Annotated in this window: 17 protein-coding genes; 4 read left to right on the forward strand and 13 right to left on the reverse strand. The window is 58.7% G+C overall.

Annotated elements, in window-relative coordinates:
• Window positions 1-239: 239 nt before the first annotated feature.
• Window positions 240-713, reverse strand: coding sequence for an HIT family protein (locus tag BMW84_RS17865; RefSeq protein ID WP_091070756.1), 474 nt, complete (start codon window positions 711-713; stop codon window positions 240-242).
• Window positions 714-756: 43 nt separating this feature from the next.
• Between BMW84_RS17865 and BMW84_RS17870 the strand changes: the two genes are divergently transcribed.
• The 3 genes from BMW84_RS17870 to nagA are packed head-to-tail and all read left to right on the forward strand — an operon-like array spanning window position 757 to window position 3,532.
• Window positions 757-1,635 (forward strand): MurR/RpiR family transcriptional regulator, encoded by an 879-nt coding sequence (locus BMW84_RS17870; protein WP_091070758.1) that lies wholly within the window; start codon window positions 757-759, stop codon window positions 1,633-1,635.
• Window positions 1,635-2,363: a glucosamine-6-phosphate deaminase gene (gene nagB / locus BMW84_RS17875; RefSeq protein ID WP_091071165.1), complete on the forward strand. Its 729-nt coding sequence runs from the start codon at window positions 1,635-1,637 to the stop codon at window positions 2,361-2,363. Before BMW84_RS17870 ends, nagB begins: the two co-directional genes overlap by 1 nt.
• Window positions 2,351-3,532 carry an N-acetylglucosamine-6-phosphate deacetylase gene (nagA, locus tag BMW84_RS17880; RefSeq protein WP_091070760.1) on the forward strand — a complete coding sequence of 394 codons (1,182 nt, stop codon included), beginning with the start codon at window positions 2,351-2,353 and terminating at the stop codon, window positions 3,530-3,532. The genes nagB and nagA overlap by 13 nt, the downstream gene beginning before the upstream one ends.
• A gap of 111 nt (window positions 3,533-3,643) precedes the next feature.
• Here the strand turns inward: nagA and BMW84_RS17885 are convergent, their stop codons facing one another.
• Complete coding sequence (locus BMW84_RS17885; protein ID WP_139209644.1) at window positions 3,644-4,726, reverse strand: YhcN/YlaJ family sporulation lipoprotein; 1,083 nt, start codon at window positions 4,724-4,726, stop codon at window positions 3,644-3,646.
• Between the two features lie 209 nt (window positions 4,727-4,935).
• Here BMW84_RS17885 and BMW84_RS17890 point away from each other — a divergent pair, with 209 nt between their 5' ends.
• Window positions 4,936-6,006, forward strand: a complete 1,071-nt coding sequence (locus BMW84_RS17890) for a glycosyltransferase family 4 protein (protein ID WP_091070763.1) — start codon at window positions 4,936-4,938, stop codon at window positions 6,004-6,006.
• Between the two features lie 66 nt (window positions 6,007-6,072).
• Here BMW84_RS17890 and BMW84_RS17895 read toward each other — a convergent pair whose 3' ends face one another.
• The 11 genes from BMW84_RS17895 to BMW84_RS17945 form a co-directional block, all read right to left on the reverse strand.
• A complete protein-coding gene (locus tag BMW84_RS17895) occupies window positions 6,073-7,110 on the reverse strand; it encodes a glycosyltransferase family 4 protein (protein ID WP_091070765.1) in 1,038 nt (345 codons plus the stop codon).
• Complete coding sequence (locus BMW84_RS17900; RefSeq protein WP_091070767.1) at window positions 7,107-7,829, reverse strand: glycosyltransferase family 2 protein; 723 nt, start codon at window positions 7,827-7,829, stop codon at window positions 7,107-7,109. Before BMW84_RS17900 ends, BMW84_RS17895 begins: the two co-directional genes overlap by 4 nt.
• 29 nt (window positions 7,830-7,858) lie before the next feature.
• Entirely contained in the window at window positions 7,859-8,434 is a 576-nt protein-coding gene (locus BMW84_RS17905; RefSeq protein ID WP_091070768.1) for a class I SAM-dependent methyltransferase, read from the reverse strand.
• 32 nt (window positions 8,435-8,466) lie between these two features.
• On the reverse strand, window positions 8,467-9,183 hold the full coding sequence (locus tag BMW84_RS17910; protein WP_091070770.1) for a glycosyltransferase family 2 protein: 717 nt from the start codon (window positions 9,181-9,183) through the stop codon (window positions 8,467-8,469).
• A complete protein-coding gene (locus BMW84_RS17915) occupies window positions 9,180-10,163 on the reverse strand; it encodes an SDR family oxidoreductase (RefSeq protein ID WP_091070771.1) in 984 nt (327 codons plus the stop codon). The genes BMW84_RS17910 and BMW84_RS17915 overlap by 4 nt, the downstream gene beginning before the upstream one ends.
• Window positions 10,145-10,972: a dTDP-4-dehydrorhamnose reductase family protein gene (locus tag BMW84_RS17920; RefSeq protein WP_091070773.1), complete on the reverse strand. Its 828-nt coding sequence runs from the start codon at window positions 10,970-10,972 to the stop codon at window positions 10,145-10,147. Before BMW84_RS17920 ends, BMW84_RS17915 begins: the two co-directional genes overlap by 19 nt.
• Window positions 10,969-11,955, reverse strand: a complete 987-nt coding sequence (locus BMW84_RS17925; protein ID WP_091070775.1) for a polysaccharide biosynthesis protein — start codon at window positions 11,953-11,955, stop codon at window positions 10,969-10,971. The genes BMW84_RS17920 and BMW84_RS17925 overlap by 4 nt, the downstream gene beginning before the upstream one ends.
• Window positions 11,945-13,039 (reverse strand): non-hydrolyzing UDP-N-acetylglucosamine 2-epimerase, encoded by a 1,095-nt coding sequence (wecB, locus tag BMW84_RS17930; protein ID WP_091070777.1) that lies wholly within the window; start codon window positions 13,037-13,039, stop codon window positions 11,945-11,947. The genes BMW84_RS17925 and wecB overlap by 11 nt, the downstream gene beginning before the upstream one ends.
• A gap of 40 nt (window positions 13,040-13,079) precedes the next feature.
• Window positions 13,080-14,555: a glycosyltransferase family 4 protein gene (locus BMW84_RS17935; protein ID WP_175498882.1), complete on the reverse strand. Its 1,476-nt coding sequence runs from the start codon at window positions 14,553-14,555 to the stop codon at window positions 13,080-13,082.
• 153 nt (window positions 14,556-14,708) lie between these two features.
• Window positions 14,709-15,842, reverse strand: coding sequence for a CgeB family protein (locus BMW84_RS17940; protein WP_091070780.1), 1,134 nt, complete (start codon window positions 15,840-15,842; stop codon window positions 14,709-14,711).
• 32 nt (window positions 15,843-15,874) lie between these two features.
• Window positions 15,875-16,963 (reverse strand): CgeB family protein, encoded by a 1,089-nt coding sequence (locus BMW84_RS17945; RefSeq protein ID WP_175498884.1) that lies wholly within the window; start codon window positions 16,961-16,963, stop codon window positions 15,875-15,877.
• Window positions 16,964-16,974 lie beyond the last annotated feature (11 nt).

Consider the following 16,974-nt stretch of genomic DNA (forward strand, 5'->3'; position numbering starts at 1 on the left):
AACGTCGGCTGCGGTTAGCAGCTCTGTGAAAAGAAGCGTTCCACGCTCCAAGGGAAACTGCGGATGCTTGGAAGAGAATTCACTGCGTCGACAGAAGAAACCCAGAGCCCACAAAAAATAGAGGTAAAACTTCCCTCTATTTCTCTCCAGCATCGGCTCCTAGTCAATTAGTGGGATATTGTCCCACTAATTGACCTTAAATTGCTGAAAATCAGCCCGAGACCGAAAATAGTGGGATGTTATCCCATTATTTTCTTCATATGAGCATTTTCGTTTAAGATAGTGGGATGTTTTCCCACTATCTTTTTTATTTTGGGTGAATATTGTGCTTCCAGACCAGGGACAGACTCGTCCGTCATCCAAAGGCGCCGGATAAGCTTTAGCTCACACGCATACCGCGCCCGCTCCTCCGCATCCGAAAGCGCCTGCTCGCTGGCATATAGATGATCGCCCTCATAACACGGAAAAAGATGCAAATGATAATGCCATACGTCCTGCCCGCCGTTTTTTTCATTGTGCTGGCGGCTGGATACCCCGTCGCAGGCATACGCTTCCTTGGGCGCTTTGGCCAATTCAGTCTCCAGCGCATGAATGCGGTTGGATAATTCGACTGTGGCAGGCAAAATCCTGTTGCAACCGGGCAGCTTTTGTTTTATGCTGAGTATGAAAATAATTATCTTTATATCAATGATTATTTTAAAAATAATTAACAAATTCTATCCTTTGAATTTACATTCCGGAAGGAGCGTGCAAGGGATGTCTCCCATTTTGCATGCGCTGGAGCATGAAAAAGTAAAGTTGTCTCAAATGGAACGCAAGTTGGCCGAGCGGATTCTCGCCTCGCCCGCCGAAGTGGTCCATATGGGCATTACGGAGCTGGCGGAGCAATGCGGCATCAGCCCGGCGACCATTACGCGGTTTTGCAAAGTGCTGCATTTTAAAAGCTTTCCCGATTTCAAGGTCAAGCTTGCGGCCGAGCTCGCGTTAAGCGAAGCGGCGCCGCAGGAAGGCGGCTCTTCTTATCAGGATATTGTCGCCGGCAATCCGCTCTCGGTTATCGTAGAAGCGATGCAGGCCAACCATCTGGCCTCGATCCGTGACACGACGTCGCTGCTGGATCTGGAGAAACTGCAGCAGGCTGTCGAGCTGCTCTGCAATGCCCGCCGGGTCGATCTGTACGGGATGGCGACCTCGTCGATTGTTGCGCAGGATTTTTACCAGAAGCTGATCCGGATCGGCGTCAACTGCACCGCTTTTGCCGACTCCCATATGCAGATTACGTCAGCTTCGACGCTGGGGCCTGGCGACTTGGCGTTTGCCGTCTCCTATTCCGGGGAAACGCCGGAGACAATCGATGCGCTGCGCTGTGCCGGGGCCGGCGGAGCGGCCACCATCTCCCTGACCTCCTACGGCAGCAGCACGCTGGCATCGCTGGCCGGAATTGCCTTGTTCTCCTCCTCGCTGGAGCAGGGCATGCGCCGGGGCGACATGGCGTCGCGAATCGCGCAGCTGCATATCGTGGACATTTTGTTTACCGGGATGGTAAGCACCCGTTTCACCGATTTTATTCCGAAGCTGGAAAAATCCTATCTGAACGTTCGTCAATACCGACATTTACGGGGAGGGCAAGTATAATGAATATTTTGAAATTTCACTCCGACGAGGATCTCGCGCAGGCCGGCGCCAATCTGGTCGTCAGTCTGCTCCAGAGCAAGCCGAAGGCGGTGCTCGGGCTCGCCACCGGCAGTTCGCCGGTTGGCGTCTATGAGAAGCTGGTGGAAATGTACCGCAAAGGGCTCGTGAGCTTCAGCAAAGCTTCATCCTTCAATCTGGATGAATATGTCGGCTTGCCGGCGGATCATCCGCAGAGCTACCGCAGCTTCATGAACCAGCATTTGTTCAGCCACATCGATATCGATATGGCGGCTACGCATGTTCCGGACGGCAACGCCGCCGACTTGGCCGCCGAATGTGCCGCTTACGACCAAATGCTGGAGGACCAGGGTCCGGTCGATCTGCAGATTCTTGGCATCGGCAGCAACGGCCATATCGGCTTCAATGAACCCGATGCCAGCCTCAGCGGCGGCACGCATGTCGTCGACCTGCTCCCGGGAACGCGTGAAGCCAACGCCCGCTTTTTCGACAAGCCGGAGGATGTGCCGAACCAGGCGGTAACGATGGGCATCGGCGGCATTCTCAAAGCAAAGCAGATTCTGCTGCTCGTCCGCGGGGAAGCGAAAGCCGAGGCGGTCCGCCAGGCCATTGAAGGGCCGATTACGACCCAGTGCCCGGCTTCCCTGCTGCAAAGCCATCCCAACGTCGTTGTTCTGCTTGACGAAGGAGCCGCAAAATGGCTGAAATAAACCACTCTTCAGGCATGCTGCTGTACGGGAAAGTGCTGACCCCATCCGGGCTGATCGAGCGCGGCGTCGTCGCCGTCCAGGGTGAAACGATCGCTTATGCCGGAGAAGCCGACTGGCTGCCGGAAGCCTTCTGCGCCTGGCCGGAGAGCACGGCTGAACGGGACGGACTGCTGATTCCCGGTTTTGTCGACGTGCATGTGCACGGCGGGGCGGGTTACGACTTTATGTATGCGGACGGGGCGGGAATTGACGCTGTAACACGGTTCCACGCGCTGAACGGCACGACGACGATGCTGGCGACGTCCATGACCGCGGGCAAAGCGGCCATCGAGCAGGTGTTGGCCGAAGTGCATGCTTACCGTGGAGACGATATGCCCTACGCGCAGCTCGCCGGCGTGCATCTGGAAGGTCCGTTTATCAGCCCGAAATGGTCGGGCGCGCAAAATCCTGAGCACATTGCCCTGCCGAATACCGAATGGCTGAAAGAATGGGAAGCCCGCTATCCCGGCATGATCCGTCAGGTGACGCTGGCCCCCGAACGCGAAGGCGCACTCGAAGCGATAACGTGGCTTCGCAAGCATGGCATCACGGCGGCTCTCGGACATACGGACGCTTCTTTCGAGGAAGTCATCGCTGCGGCGGATGCCGGCTTGAATCAGGCGGTGCATATGTTCAATGCCATGACGCCGCTGCATCACCGCAAGCCTGGCACCGCCGGCGCGGTCATGTATGAACCGCGCATCCGCGCCGAAATCATCGCGGACGGCATTCATGTGCATCCGGCGGCCATCGCCATTGTCGCCCGCTTGAAAGGCGACCAGCTGATGCTGATTACCGATGCCATGTCCGCAACCGGCCTGGACGACGGCGAGTACACGATCGGCGATCTGCCGGTGCTGGTTCAAGGCGGCGTCGCTACCTTGAAAGATCAGCCAGGTGCACTTGCCGGCAGCACGCTGACCATGATCCGCGGCTTCCGCTATCTCGTGCAGGAGGTCGGACTGTCGCTTGCCGAAGCCTCGCATGCGGCAAGTTACACGCCGGCGGTATCGCTCGGCCTGGAGCGGACGATCGGTTCGCTGGAAGCCGGCAAACGGGCGGACCTGCTGCTGCTGGACAACGCCCTGCAGATTCAAGGCGTGTGGGTTCGCGGCAGAAATATTCAATAGAAAAGAACGAGTAAAAACGCCGTCCGGATTGTCCGGACGGCGTGTTCTGATTCAAGGGGGATTGGTGTATAGCCGTTCCTCTTCCTTGGCACCCTAAAAAAGGATTCCGCCTTAGTATCCGCTTCGCGTCGGGAAGATTCGCTCCACCATGACGCGGAATTCATGGGCAAAGCCTCTCAGCGGATGGCCTGCGCGAAACTCATCCGCGTAATAGTTTGCCCGTTCCACGAAATCCGGGTTGGCGGATACGTAGACATTTTCAATCCGCGCGTCTGCCCGTTTTACCTCATCGGCGATTTTATCCTTCAACCCTTGGGTAACATCGCTGGTGTTATTCGTTTGCGTTCCGGTTCCGCTATAAGGCGTCACGCTGCGGATCCCCATGCCGGCGCTGGTGCTTGGGCGGGTTCCGGCATAACGGCCGCTCATTCCGCGGTCTCCGCTATAAATGCTGTTTCCCCCATTCCCCGTAAAAGCGCCCGGATTGGTCAACGCGGTTCCGCCTACGGTTCCCGTACCCGTATAGTTTCCGGGAATGCCTGTCATCGAACCCCCGGTTCCGGTCATTCCCGGCGTTCCGGTCACGGAGCCGCGGTCTCCGATCATGCCCGTCGTGCCGTTTTGGCCGGTCGTTCCTGTCATTCCGGTCGTTCCGGTCGTTCCGGTCGTTCCGGTCGTTCCGGTCGTTCCTGTCGTTCCTGTCATTCCGTTCATGCCCGTCATTCCGTTCATGCCTGTCATTCCGTTCATTCCTGTCATTCCGTTCATTCCGGTTCCATTCATGCCAGTCGCACCCTTCAAGCCGGCCGTTTCGCTTGCAACGTTCAGACGCTCCAGTGCAGGGTTCAGGCTGCCTGGATTGCGATCCGTGAAGCTTTGGGCATGAATTCCCCCGCGCGCATCGTCCAGCGTTACGGCAACATAGGCGCTTTTACCGGCTACCATTACATTTGCCGTCCGCACCTCCGGCATCGCCGCTACACGATCCGCAAGCTTTTGGCTCACCTCCATTTTATTGAATGAGGCGTCCCGGTCGACAGCATTTGCATTCAGCCGGGTTCCGTCCATCCCCCGTACCGAATTGGTTTGAACGTTGCCGCTGGCGGAATTATTATTGTTTCCGCAGCCTGTGATGCTCACCATGCCGAGCAGCAATGCGGCGGATACAGACATGCTTATTTTTGATCGAAGCATCGTTGTCCTCCCTCTCTTAAAAAAAGATAAATGTATGGCTTAACGACCTTAGCATAGCCCTCGGCCGGTCAAGCTATCCTGAAAGGATTTGGAACGGATAGGCTCCGGTATTCACGCCTGGCTGCTTCGCGGCGTATTGTATAGAATAGGCCGCCCCTCCGGGCAGAACGACAGTTTTCACCCGGGGTACAGTCAGGAGGACGAAATCCATGAAGGTTTTGTTTACGTTTTATCTACCGAGCGGCGGAGTGGAAACGCTAAACAGATTGCGCTGTGAAAGCCTTGCTCGCAGCGGCATCGAGGCTCATGTTTTGTATACCATGCCGGGCACTTCCAGCCCGAATGCTACCAGCTTCCCGGTCTTTTATGCCCCCGGCAACAGCGATCTGAAGGCTGTGCTAGATTCCCACCGCTACGATGCCATCATTGTGACCTCGGACTATTTCATGCTTGAACGCATTCGCCAGCTCGGGTACGGCGGCGTGCTGTTATACGAATCGCAGGGGCTTGGCACGTATACCGAAGCGGAAAGCACCATAACCGAAGCCATTCCCTATCTGCGGGCATACTGCAATGCGGTGCTGATTCCGCCAACTACCCATTTACTGGAAATGTTTATATCGATCTGCCCCTGGCTGCATCGCTTTGTCATCCCCAATCTTGTCGATGTCCAGACCTTCCAGTTCGTTCCCGGTGAAGCCCCCCATGACCCGGTCATCGCCTGGGTCGGCCGGCTGGAGAGCAACAAGAACTGGAAAGAATATCTGCGGATTGCCCACCGCATCCGGCAGCACCAACCGGCGCTGCATCTCTGGATGTTCCATGATCCGTCGCTAGCCTCGGAGGACCAGAAACGGCAGTTCGAGCAGGAGCTGGATACACTGGGGCTTCGGGACCGTCTCATTGTGTTTACCAACATCCCCAATACGGCCATGCCGCTGTATTATTCCTCCATTGCGCTTTCCGGAGGTTTTCTGCTGTCGACTTCCATTACCGAGGGGTTCGGATATGCGGTGGCGGAAGCCATCTCCTGCACCTGTCCCGTAGTCAGCTCGGATTCGGACGGCGTCCGCTCCTTTATCGTCCATAACATTAGCGGCAAATTTTATCCGCTCGGCGACGTGGACGCGGCAGTGAGGGAAGCGCTGGAGCTGATGGAGAATCAGGAGATGCGTGCATCGATCCGGCATATGGGCAGGCTGCACATGACAGCCCGTTTCGGCTCCGATCAATATGCCGTGTCGTTTCGCGAAATGATGAACTTTTTTTCGATCTTTTAAGCAAAAACCTCCGGGCCCGTGGCCGCGGAGGTTTTTTGAATCATCGAATGCCAAGGGCACCCGTGATTAGGGATGATGCGATTTGATCTCGTACAGATGATTTTTAAAGATTTGCGCGCTCCGCTCCCAGCTAAAGGCGTAGGAATCGTGTTCGCCCTTGTCGGCCAGGCGCTGGCGGAGTTTTTTGTCGCGGATTAGTGTAATAGCGTCGGCAGCCAAACGGTTTTCATGCCGGTAGGACATCAGGCAGTTATGCCCGTGCTTGCAGTATTCCTGATTGCCCCCGGCATACAGCGTGACCAAAGCGGCTCCGCAGCGCATCGCCTCCAGTCCCGGGAGCGAACCGGAATCGAACAGGCTGGAGCTGACAAAAATATCGGTTTCGTTGTAGTAATAACAGAGCTCGACATCATCGGCCGGCGTGCGGATCTGGAATCGGGTGTCATACAGCAGAGCTTGCAGCGCCGGTGAATCGGCAAGCTCCGAAGGAGGAACAATGAGGCGCAGCTGCGCTTCCGGGCAGACTTCCTTAACCCGTACAAGCTGATCCAACAAATAGTCCTGTTCGCGGTGTTCGGAAAAGCCCCCCTCCGGCTTCCGCATCATCGCCGATACGATCAGGCCCGGTCCCCGCTCGCGCAGGCGTTGATTAGTAAAAAGGGTGTCGACGCCGATCGGAACGATCCTGCCTTTAACCCCATGGTTGAGCCGGATCGTATCCTGCTGCCAATGGGACAACACCATCAGCTGGCAGGGAATATTATAGGAAGCGAAGGATGTGCTGTTATCGGGCAAAAACGTCGGCTCGTAGCAGAGCGACAGCCGGACATGCAGCCCCTTGCCCTGGCTGCTGGCCTGCTGCGAAACCGGAACGGTCGTATAGTAATTGGAGACGATCATATCCCCGTAGGGAAAGTCATCCGCGGTAAGGCTCGGGGCTGCGCTGTAAATGATCGGACAGCGAAGCTCGTACTCCACAGCGCTTTCCGGCGGCATCAGCACCGTGACTTCAAAGCCGTTTCCCTCCAGACGGTTCGCAAGCTCCACCAGCATCCGCTGAGCCCCACCTCGGGACAGTGTCAGAATCGGAAACGTAATCTTCATCGCCTGGCCTCCTTTCTCAGCAGCTGGTTCAGCGTCGCGAAATGTGTGGCCTGTACCATGCGGATTTCCATGGCTTGCGCTTCGCCGTGCTGCAAGGAGCCCATTTCCGGATGAATGCGGTAATCCAGCAGCGGTTCGGGAATGTAGGCCCATTCATAATGCGGCAGCACACGCAGCCACAAGTCGTAATCCTGGGTGTACAGCAGGCTTTCATTGAAAATACCGACCCTGCTGAACACGCTCATCTCCATCAGTACGGTGCTGCCGTTGACCGGACAGCCCGTCATCATCGTCTGAATCTGATGGACTTTCCCGGAAAACGGCGTGCTGACCGGATCCGGATACCGCTGGCCCGCCCCGGTAATATAGCAGTATCCGGTATGGCAGAACTTCGTTCCGGTCTGCTCCAGCAGCGCCATTTGCCGGCTGATTTTATCCGGGTAAAAAAGATCGTCGGCGCTGAGCCAGGCAAAATGCGTCCCGCTTGCCGCACGGATGCCGGCATTCAGCGCCGAAGCGGTGCCGCCGTTGGCCTTGCGGATATACACGATCCGATCCCTGTACGGGTCCAGCTTCTCGGTGTAACGCGTTGATCCGTCATCCACGACGACAATCTCGATTTGGGGATAGGTCTGGGACAGCACGCTTTCCACTGCCAAATCCACATAAACGCAGTTATAAAAAGGGATGACCACGCTCACCTTGGCCTTTCGCTTCATGCCGCCGCCTCCTTTCTTCGAGAGTGTTGCTACACGGTCTTGCAGGCAAGCAGCGCATCCACCGGCTCATGCTCTTCACCGAATGCTTTGCGGAAGGCCGGGTTCTCGGCGTGATGGTAACCCTTCAGCACGGTCACTTCGTAGCCCAGCGCCACCAGCTCTTCCGGTTCCCACCCGCTGTTATGCTTTTGGTAATATTCGCCGTTCAGGCCGAAATGGTCCGTGCCTTCCTGCGGGAAGAACCCGCGCGGCGTAAAGACCGCCACGCGGTTGTTCGAGAGCATTTCCGCCTTTTGCAGCAGATCGAGTCCTTCCGGTTTGGAGAAATGTTCGAGCGAGTCGATCAGCGTCACAGCCGAGAAGGTTTTGGGTAAAAACAGCCGGTCGATATGCATGGCATTGGCGTGTACCGGGATGATATGCGGAGCGGTATATTTGCGCTGAAGCAGATACGGACGGTGAACGTCCAGCCCGAGAACGACATCCGCTTCGTATTGTTCCAGCAGGGTGCCGGTACCGCAGCCGACATCCAGGATGCTCGCGCAGAATTTCAAATGCTTAAGCAGCAAGGGCATAAAGTCGTTTACAGCAATTTCGCGGTACATGCATGTCACCTCCCTATTCGCCGATGTCCTTGTCAGCCGCCCATCGCGGCGATCATGGCACGGAGCGCCGCATGATAGCGGGCTTGGGTTACCGCCACCTCGGCCATGATCGTATCGAAATGCTTGATCGTTCCCATGCCTTCATGCCTGCGGTACGCCGTCAGCGACTGATTGAGCATCACCGGCGGGTAGCCGTTCAGGATGGCCCGGAACCACAAATCATAGTCATGCGTGTAGGGCAGCGATTCGTCGAACAGGCCGATGGCACCGAAGATCTCCCGCTTGAACATCACCGTGCAGCCGTTGATCGGATTGCCCTGCAGGAAGCAGCGGAGATAATCCAGATGATTCGAAAAGACGGCAGACGCGTTCATTTCGGTGACCTGGGAGGCGCTATTGATAAAGTTAAAGTTCGTATAGGAGATCATCAGCCGGTGTTCTTCCATAAAGGACACCTGATTGCGGAGCTTGTCAAAATAGAACATGTCATCCGAGCTGAGCCAGGCGACATAATCGCCGGTGGCATGGCGGATGCCGTGATTCAGCGCGGAGGCGGTGCCGCCGTTGCTTTTGCCCAAATAATGAATGCGGCTCATGTAGGGTACGATCCGCTCGGCATGCATATAGGAGCCGTCGTCGACGACGATGATTTCATAGGGCAGCCAAGACTGGGTTAAGGCGCTGTTCAGCGCCTGTTCAATGTAGGGGCAGTTGTAGAACGGGATGATGATCGATACTTTCGGGGTCATGAACTCCTTCCTTTCCTGCCGGCTCTGTAATACTCCATAATATCCGCCAGCGATTGATCCAGTGTCATCCCGGGCCGCCAGCCCAGGGATTCCGCACTTTCTTCTTCAGGCGAACTCTCGGCCGCCTGCGGCGTTTCGGAGCGGGCCGAAGCGCCGGCATCCCCGCCCCAATCCATCTGCACCTCCGTCTGCGCCAGCGCCAGCATCTTCTCGGCGATGCCGCCCAGCTCGCGCATCGTTCCGGAGTCGATGCGGTAGACTCTGCCGGGTTCGCCGGCACACAGGATGCAGTCGTACGCCCTGACCGCGTCGCGCACATCGAGAAAGTCGCGCCGGGCATACCGGGAAGACAGGCTGAAGATCGGCAAGGCGCCCCCGGAGGCCGCAGCGTCTTCGCTGCGCACGATATGCTGCGCCAGCAGCGAGCAGAAGCCGGTAGAAGGTCCGGGGCCAATCAGATTGCACGGCTCGGCGAGCAGCACCGGCTGCTTGAACAGCATGCCCCAGGCCAGCGAGACGAGCGCTTCCAGCGTTTTGCTTAAGGAGTAGGGATGCGGGGGGCCGGCGTCCACGCCGGGCCGGTATTTCAACCGCGAGCCGGCGACCAGAATCCGCCGGGCCGGCGCGCCGCGCAGCGCCTCCAGCAAATACAGCGTCGCCATCACGTTGGCTTCCATGTAGTGCAGCGGATCTTTCCACGACTCCGGAACCGAATTGCGGCCGGCCAGATGCAACACCTCTTGCGGACGGACTTCTTCGACCATCCGCTGCACCGCCGCACGGTCGGACAGATCGCAGGCGTACTCGCGCACGCCTGCGGGGAAAATGCCGCCGTCCGCCGACGGTTCCCGCACGGCGGCGGTCACCTCGGCTCCAAGCCCGTGAAAATAGCGGACCGCATGTCTTCCGGTAAACCCGGCCGCTCCGGTGACCAAAATGCGTCGGACCGCGGATTCATCCTTCAGGATAACTTCATCCATGCCGCCAGCTCCTTCAGCATTTCCGGATATTCCGGAAGCCGGAAGCGGACATCGCTCCGGGTGTTAACCAGCGTCCGGTCCTGAACATGGTCTTCTTCCGGGACGATCTCGACATCCCGTTTATCGAAGGCCTCCTGCATGTGCATGAGCAGCTCGTATTTGCTGAGCGGCCGGTGATGCGCGAGATGAATCAGCCCGGACACCTCCGGCGTAAGCAGCTCATCCACCGCCTTGGCCAGTTGAAGCGTGGTTACCCCGTTCCACATCACCCGGCGGTAACCGGCCACCTGCCCCTTTTGGGCCAGGAACCATTCCATCAGGCCAATGCCGCCGGAGCGGATTTCCGGGCCGATGATCGAGGTGCGGATCGTGAGATGACCCGGCGCGCGGACTTCCCCGAGACTTTTGGTGACGGCATAGACGGAAGTGCCGTCGGGAATGTCCTCCTCCGTGTACGCTCCCCGCGTACCTTCAAACACGCAGTCCGTGCTGATATGAATCAGCCTGGCCCCGCCCGCATCCGCCGCCCGCCGCAGCCGGTGCGGCAGGAAGCCGTTGACATGGTACGCGCCGATCCGGTCCTGCGCGGCGAACTGGTTGAGCACCCCCATCGCGTTGATGATGACATGGGGCGATACCAGCTCCACCAGCTTCTCTACGCCGGCAATATCGTCGGCATCCACGTACAGCCCGCCCAGATCGCGCTTATCCCGGGTTGTGTGGAACACGTGATGTGTGCCCTGGCGGCGAAAATACGCCGCCAGCATGTGACCCGCCATTCCGTTTCCTCCGAGAATCAGCAGCTTCATTGCAGGAACCCTCCCCGAATCAGAATGTTCTTGATTTCTTCCCGGTTCATGAGATGGTTCTCGGAGCTGAAGCTACCTAGAGCCACATGCGGATATACGCTGTAATGCTCCTTCAGCTCCGGCATGTTCAGGGTCGGCAGAATGACCAGGTACTGCTCGTCGTAGACGACGGTGGTCAGACTTTCAAAGTCGCTCATCAAAATTTCATGGATTTTTTCGCCCGGGCGGATGCCGGCCTCGATGATGCTGACATCCTTTTTGCCGGAAGCCTCGATCAGCACCTGCGCCAGATCCAGGATGCGGCAGGTCGGCATCGTCATGACGAAGATTTCCCCGCCGATACTGACCTCCGACGCCTTGAACAGCAATGTGATCGCATCCCGAAGCGTAAAGAAAAAGCGGGTCATGTTCATATCCGTAATCCGCACCTGTCCCTTCTCGCGGATTTGCTTCATGAACAGGTGCACGACGCTGCCGTTGGTCCCAAGCACATTGCCGCCGCGGACGGTGACAAAGCGGGTGCCTGAGCCTACCAGGTTGGCGTAGACGAACAGCTTTTCGCCGATTGCTTTGGTCATGCCGTAGAAGTTGGACGGGTTGGCGGCTTTGTCGGTGGAGATGTAGATCGCTTTTTCGACATGGTTGGCAATGGCGGCTTCGATGACGTTCTGCGTGCCGACGACATTCGTCTTGAGTGCTTCGTACGGCTGGTCTTCGCAGACCGGCACATGCTTCAGCGCGGCCAGGTGGAAGATGTAATCGATGTCGCGGCAAGCCGTAACCAGCGCGTCCTTATCGCGGATATCGCCGATGACAAAGGTCAGGCGCGGGTCTTCGAATTCGCGGCTCATCGCCACCTGGGCGGACTCGCTGCGGGAGAAAACGATGATTTCCTTTGGATTTTGCGGCAGCAGCTGCCGGATAAGCTCATGCCCCCAGGAACCGGTGCCGCCGGTAACCAGAATCCGTTTATTATTGAACATGCAGGTTCCCTCCAAGCAAAAATTTGACTACCTTTTCCGAAACGTCCGGGGCTGAATAGCCTTCCGGCGCTTCCCATTTGCGGCCGAGCGATGTCATCAGTTTCACGCAGCGGGCGATGGCGCTCCGCTCGACGCCGGATACGACGTTGCTGCCGCAATCCACCGTCTCGGGGCGTTCGGTCGTGCGGCGGATCGTGACCGTCGGCACGCCCATCAGGCAGCACTCCTCCTGAACGGTGCCGCTGTCGGTGATCGCGCACCGCGCATGCCGCTCCAGATGGACGAAGTCGAAAAATCCGAAGGGCTCGTGAAACTCGACCAGCGGATGCATCGCCAGCTGCAGCTCCTCGGTCAGCTTGGAGCGGGTGCGGGGATGCATGCTGACGATAAGGCGAAGCCCCGACTGCTCGGCGACCGTATTGAGGCCGGTCATGATTTCGCGCAGCGATTTCGGATCATCGACATTTTCGGCCCGGTGGGCGGTCACGAGGAAATAGCGGCCGGATACGAGGCCGAGCCGGGCCAGCACATCGCTTGCGCCGATCTTCTCCTCGTACCGGTTCATGACCTCGTAGATCGGATTGCCGGTCAGCACGATGCGCCGGCTTGGAAATCCTTCAGCCACCAGATGGCGTTTGCTCTGCTGGGTATAAGGCATGTTGATGGTTGAAACAGCGTCGATGACGCGCCGGTTTTTCTCTTCGGGCACGCTCAGGTCAAAGCAGCGGTTCCCGGCCTCCATATGCACGACGGGAATACCCATCCGCTCGGCGAGGATTGCGCAAAGCGCGCTGTTCGTGTCCCCGAGCAGCAGAATCCGGTCCGGGCGCTCCTGCAGCAGGATCGGCTCCAGGCCGCCGAACATCGCGGCGAGCTGGCCGCCCAGTCCGGCCTGCCGGTCCTGCAGCACATAGTCCGGCTCGCGCAGCCCCAGCTCGGTAAAAAAGATGCCGCTCAGGCTGGCGGTGAAGTTCTGGCCCGTGTGGACGAGAATATGCTTCTCCGCCAGCTGATCCAGCAGCGGAATGATGACGCTGAGACGGATGATTTCGGGCCGTGTCCCCAAAATCGTCATGATCTTCATGGTTTCACACCCCTGATTCTCAAGATGAGGGCGGCGAGGGTTACGCCGCCCGTTTGCGGCGCTTCGCCGCCCGGCCGGTGCGTCGCCGTCCGCCGCGCACCGCCTTGCGCGCGCGCTTCGCAGCGCGCACCCTGCGTCCCGGGCGCTTCCGGCGGCGCGCCCGGATCTTGCCGCGGCGGCGGCCCCGCCGCGGCCCTTTCGCCCGCCCGGCCCGGCGGGCGGGGATGCCCCGCGGCGCGTTGGCCGCCGCGGGCACAGCATCCGCGCCCGCCTCCGGGCCGGGCGCGGGGTCGGCCGCCGCCGGTTCCGGGGCGGCGGCCGGGAGCCGGCTGGCGTAGCGGTAGGTCCACCGCTCCGCCAGCCCATAGAGCCGCAGCTGGTACGCGCCGGGGCCGTACGCGGCCACGATGCGCTCGCGGGCCATTGCGCCAAGAATGGCGGCTCTGCCCTGATCGGCCAGCAGCGCGTTTACGCTCTCCGCGAGCGCGCCGATGTTCTCCGCCGGCACCAGCTGCGCTTCGCAGCCGGCGTTCGTCAGAATCTCCCGCAGTCCGCCGGAATCATACGCCACCACCGGCTTGCCGAAGGCGAAACCTTCCAGCGCCGTCATGCCGAAGCCTTCGCGGATCAGGCTCGGGACGACCAGGAGATCCATCGCGCAATAAGCGGAAGGCAAAAATTCCTCGTAGTCGGCGAAGCGGAAGCGGGACGACAGCCCCTCCAGCTTCACCTTCTTGACGCAGCGTTCGTAATAGCTCTTGTCTCCTGGCGCGCCGATGGCCATAAACCGCGCTTTCGGATGCTCCGCGGATACAAGCACGGCCATCTTAACAAAGTGCTCCAATCCTTTTTCCTTGTTGATAAAGGAGGAGATGTAACCGACCAACGGTTCGCCCGGAGAAATGCCGAGCTCCCGCCTCCGTTCGGCCCGCAGCGTGCTCCAGCCTTCGATCACCAGATCCTGCTCATTCCACGAAGGCGGGAGCAGCGTGACCTTCGCGTCCCGCATCTCCTGCGGGAAGCAGGCGCCGACCGTATGGGAGATCGTCAGGATTTCGTCGCTGTACCGGTCGATCAGCTCCACGCTGAGGAAGGTATATTCGCTCTCGGTGATCGTCTCGGAAATTTTCCAGATGACCGGGATGCCCAGCGACTTGGCGGCGATGGCCGGCAGCGCATGCACGCAGGTACTGCTGATGATGAACGCCGGGCGATTGGCCGCCAGCCAGCCCGTCAGCTCGGCATATTCCCGGCTCTCCTGAAATTTGGCGATATCCGCCGGCAGTCCGGGATACGGGGTGTACATTCCGTAGACCAGAGGGATCGGCAGCAGTTCGACCCGCAGCCCCCATTTGCGGGCCTGCCGGGTCATCTTGCCTTCCTGGGGAGCAACAAGAATGCAGTTGAAGTAAAGCGACAGCTCACGTGTGAAGAAAAGCAGCAGCTTCTCCGCACCGGTAATGCTGTGTGTGTTCGATACATGGGAAAAAAGGATGATCGTCGCTTTCTCGGCCATGGTGTGTTCGGCGCTCCCGGCAACCCCGAGCCGCCATTCACCTCCTAAAAGTATATTGAGGAGGCACAGCCGCCGGCACGACACCTGTCCCCCGGCATCCGTACAATCCCGAGTGACCCGTCCCGTGCCGTCCATGCGCTCCCGCCCGGCGCATCAGCCGTAAATGATGGTCAGCAGCTGATTCAGCCGTTTGGTGTACGTATGCTCCTTGAGCGTCCGTTCAAAGGCGCGAAGCGCCATGTCGCGCCGCTGCTCCTCGTGCGACAGGTAGTAGCGGATTTTATCCATCAGTTCCTGCGGCGAGGTGAACGTGTCGATCTCTTCGCCGACGGTATAGAACGAACCGAGATCATCGCGGGCATCGCTCAGCTGCAGCGTGCCGCTCGCGGCGATTTCAAAGGTCCGCGGATTCGGAGACGCCGCCGGAATGAACAGCGCGTTGTTATTGGCCACCTCGTCGATATGCGAGCGGTGCAGGTTGATGACGATTTTGGAGCCGCTGTATGCCAGCGCCGTCTCTTGCGGGGACATCCATTTGCCGATTTCGATCCGTTCGCCGTACATCGGCGCTTCCGGCAGCCGGTCCCACCAGATGCCGTTAATGACGGTGTTGTAGCTCATCAGCTCCGGCATGATGCCGCGGAAGAAGTGCACGCGGTTCCAGTACGCCGAGCCGATGAAGCTGACCTGGCGATTGATCTGCGGCCGTGTCGTCGTCGGCCGGTAATGCTCGCGGTGGGCGGCAAACGGCAGATAGTGCACCTCCCGGCAGCCGAGCCCGCGGTAAATTTCGACGCAGTTGCGTTCCAGCGTGAATACATAGTCGTAGAACGAGACGATCTTCATCGTGAAGTCGGTGTAATACGGGTCATCCGTCAGCCAGATTGCTGTTTTGATGCCTTGGCCGCGCAGCGCCATGACCTGCTCCAGCGGCATGTCGAGTCCGTCCAGCACCAGCACCAGGTCCGGAGTGTGAACGGCCGCCAGCTCCACCACGTTTTGCCGGACGTCGGTGATCGTCACCTTGGCCGTCAATTGCTGCAAGGCGCTGAAGACGGCATCGTCCAGCGGCGAATACGGGTAGCCCTTGCCCGAGGCTACGTAGAGCACGTTGATATTGCGTACGGGAATGGGGTCTTCCGGCCGGCCGTCCAATATGGCGAGCCGGCCGCGAAGGTACCCTTCGTCATAACCGGATTTGAATCCGTCGAGCCGGCCGCGAAGTTTCTCGTCCTCCGCAGGAAAACGCGTAACGGGCGGCATGGGCATTACAAAATTATTTTCCATGAGTATTTCGCTCCTTCGGTCCGAATAAAGTTTTAGCCGTTCCCGGTGATCACGTCGAGCAGCTGCGGCAGGCGTGCGGTAAAGGTATGATGGCGGAGCGTCGTCTGCAGCCCCTGCAGCGCCAGCTGCCGGCGCTCTTTTTCATGGCTGAGGTAATATTCGATCTTGCGTTTCAGTTCCTCCACGGAGCCGTACGTATCGAGGTCGCGCCCCGCGCGGTAATAATTGCCGAGATCCTCCCGGATGTCCGTCAGCTGCATCGTGCCGCAGGCGCTGATCTCATAGGTTCTGGGATTGATAGAGCGGGAGGGGATCTGGTAAGAATTCCGGTTATCCTGACCGCCCTCCCAGGGCCGGTGGATGTTGATGACCAGTTTGGCTCCGCTGTAGTAGTTGGCCGTTTCCTCCGGCGGCATGAAGCCGCTTTTGATAAACGGGGACAACTGCTCGAAGCGGGTCAATCGTTCCCAGAAGCCTCCGGCAATGACCACCTTTTTCCCTTTGAGAAAAGGCGCCAGTTCATCAAACAGCTGCGTCCGGTTATGGAAGGCGTTGCCGATAAACACGATGTCGTTTTGATGCTCCGGGCCGGTGCGGCGCGGATAAAACATTTCCGGATTGACGCAAAGCGGAAGATAGTGTACGGATTTCGCTCCGAGAAGGTAATAAAACTCCACGCAGCCCAGCTCATGCGTAAACACATGATCGTAATGCCCGCAAATGACCGACGTATCCTCGGTAAAATAGGGGTCATCCGCAAACCAGATGGCGGTGGGAATCCCCATCGCACGGATTTCGTCGATCTGGTCGAGATGGTCTTCGGGGAACACATGCAGCCCGTTCATGACAAGCACCGCATCCGGTTTCTCGCCGGCCGCAAGCTCCAGCATCGAGTTCGGGCTGCCGACCACCACCTCGGTGACCAGCTGCCGCAGCGCCTCGGTAATACCCGTGTCGATCGCCTGGAACCCCTGTGGAACATACATCAGCTTCATCGGGCGGCATTCTCCGGGCGTCGGAGCATTGAGGCGTCGGACCGCTTCGCACAAGCCAAGGCGGTATCCGTCCCGGTATCCGCTTAGATAGTCTTGCGGGCGCTTTTTGCTCTGTTTTACTTTCACGGCTTTCACCC

It is taken from the genome of Paenibacillus sp. NFR01, from assembly GCF_900111565.1.
Classification (GTDB): Bacteria; Bacillota; Bacilli; order Paenibacillales; family Paenibacillaceae; genus Paenibacillus_AQ.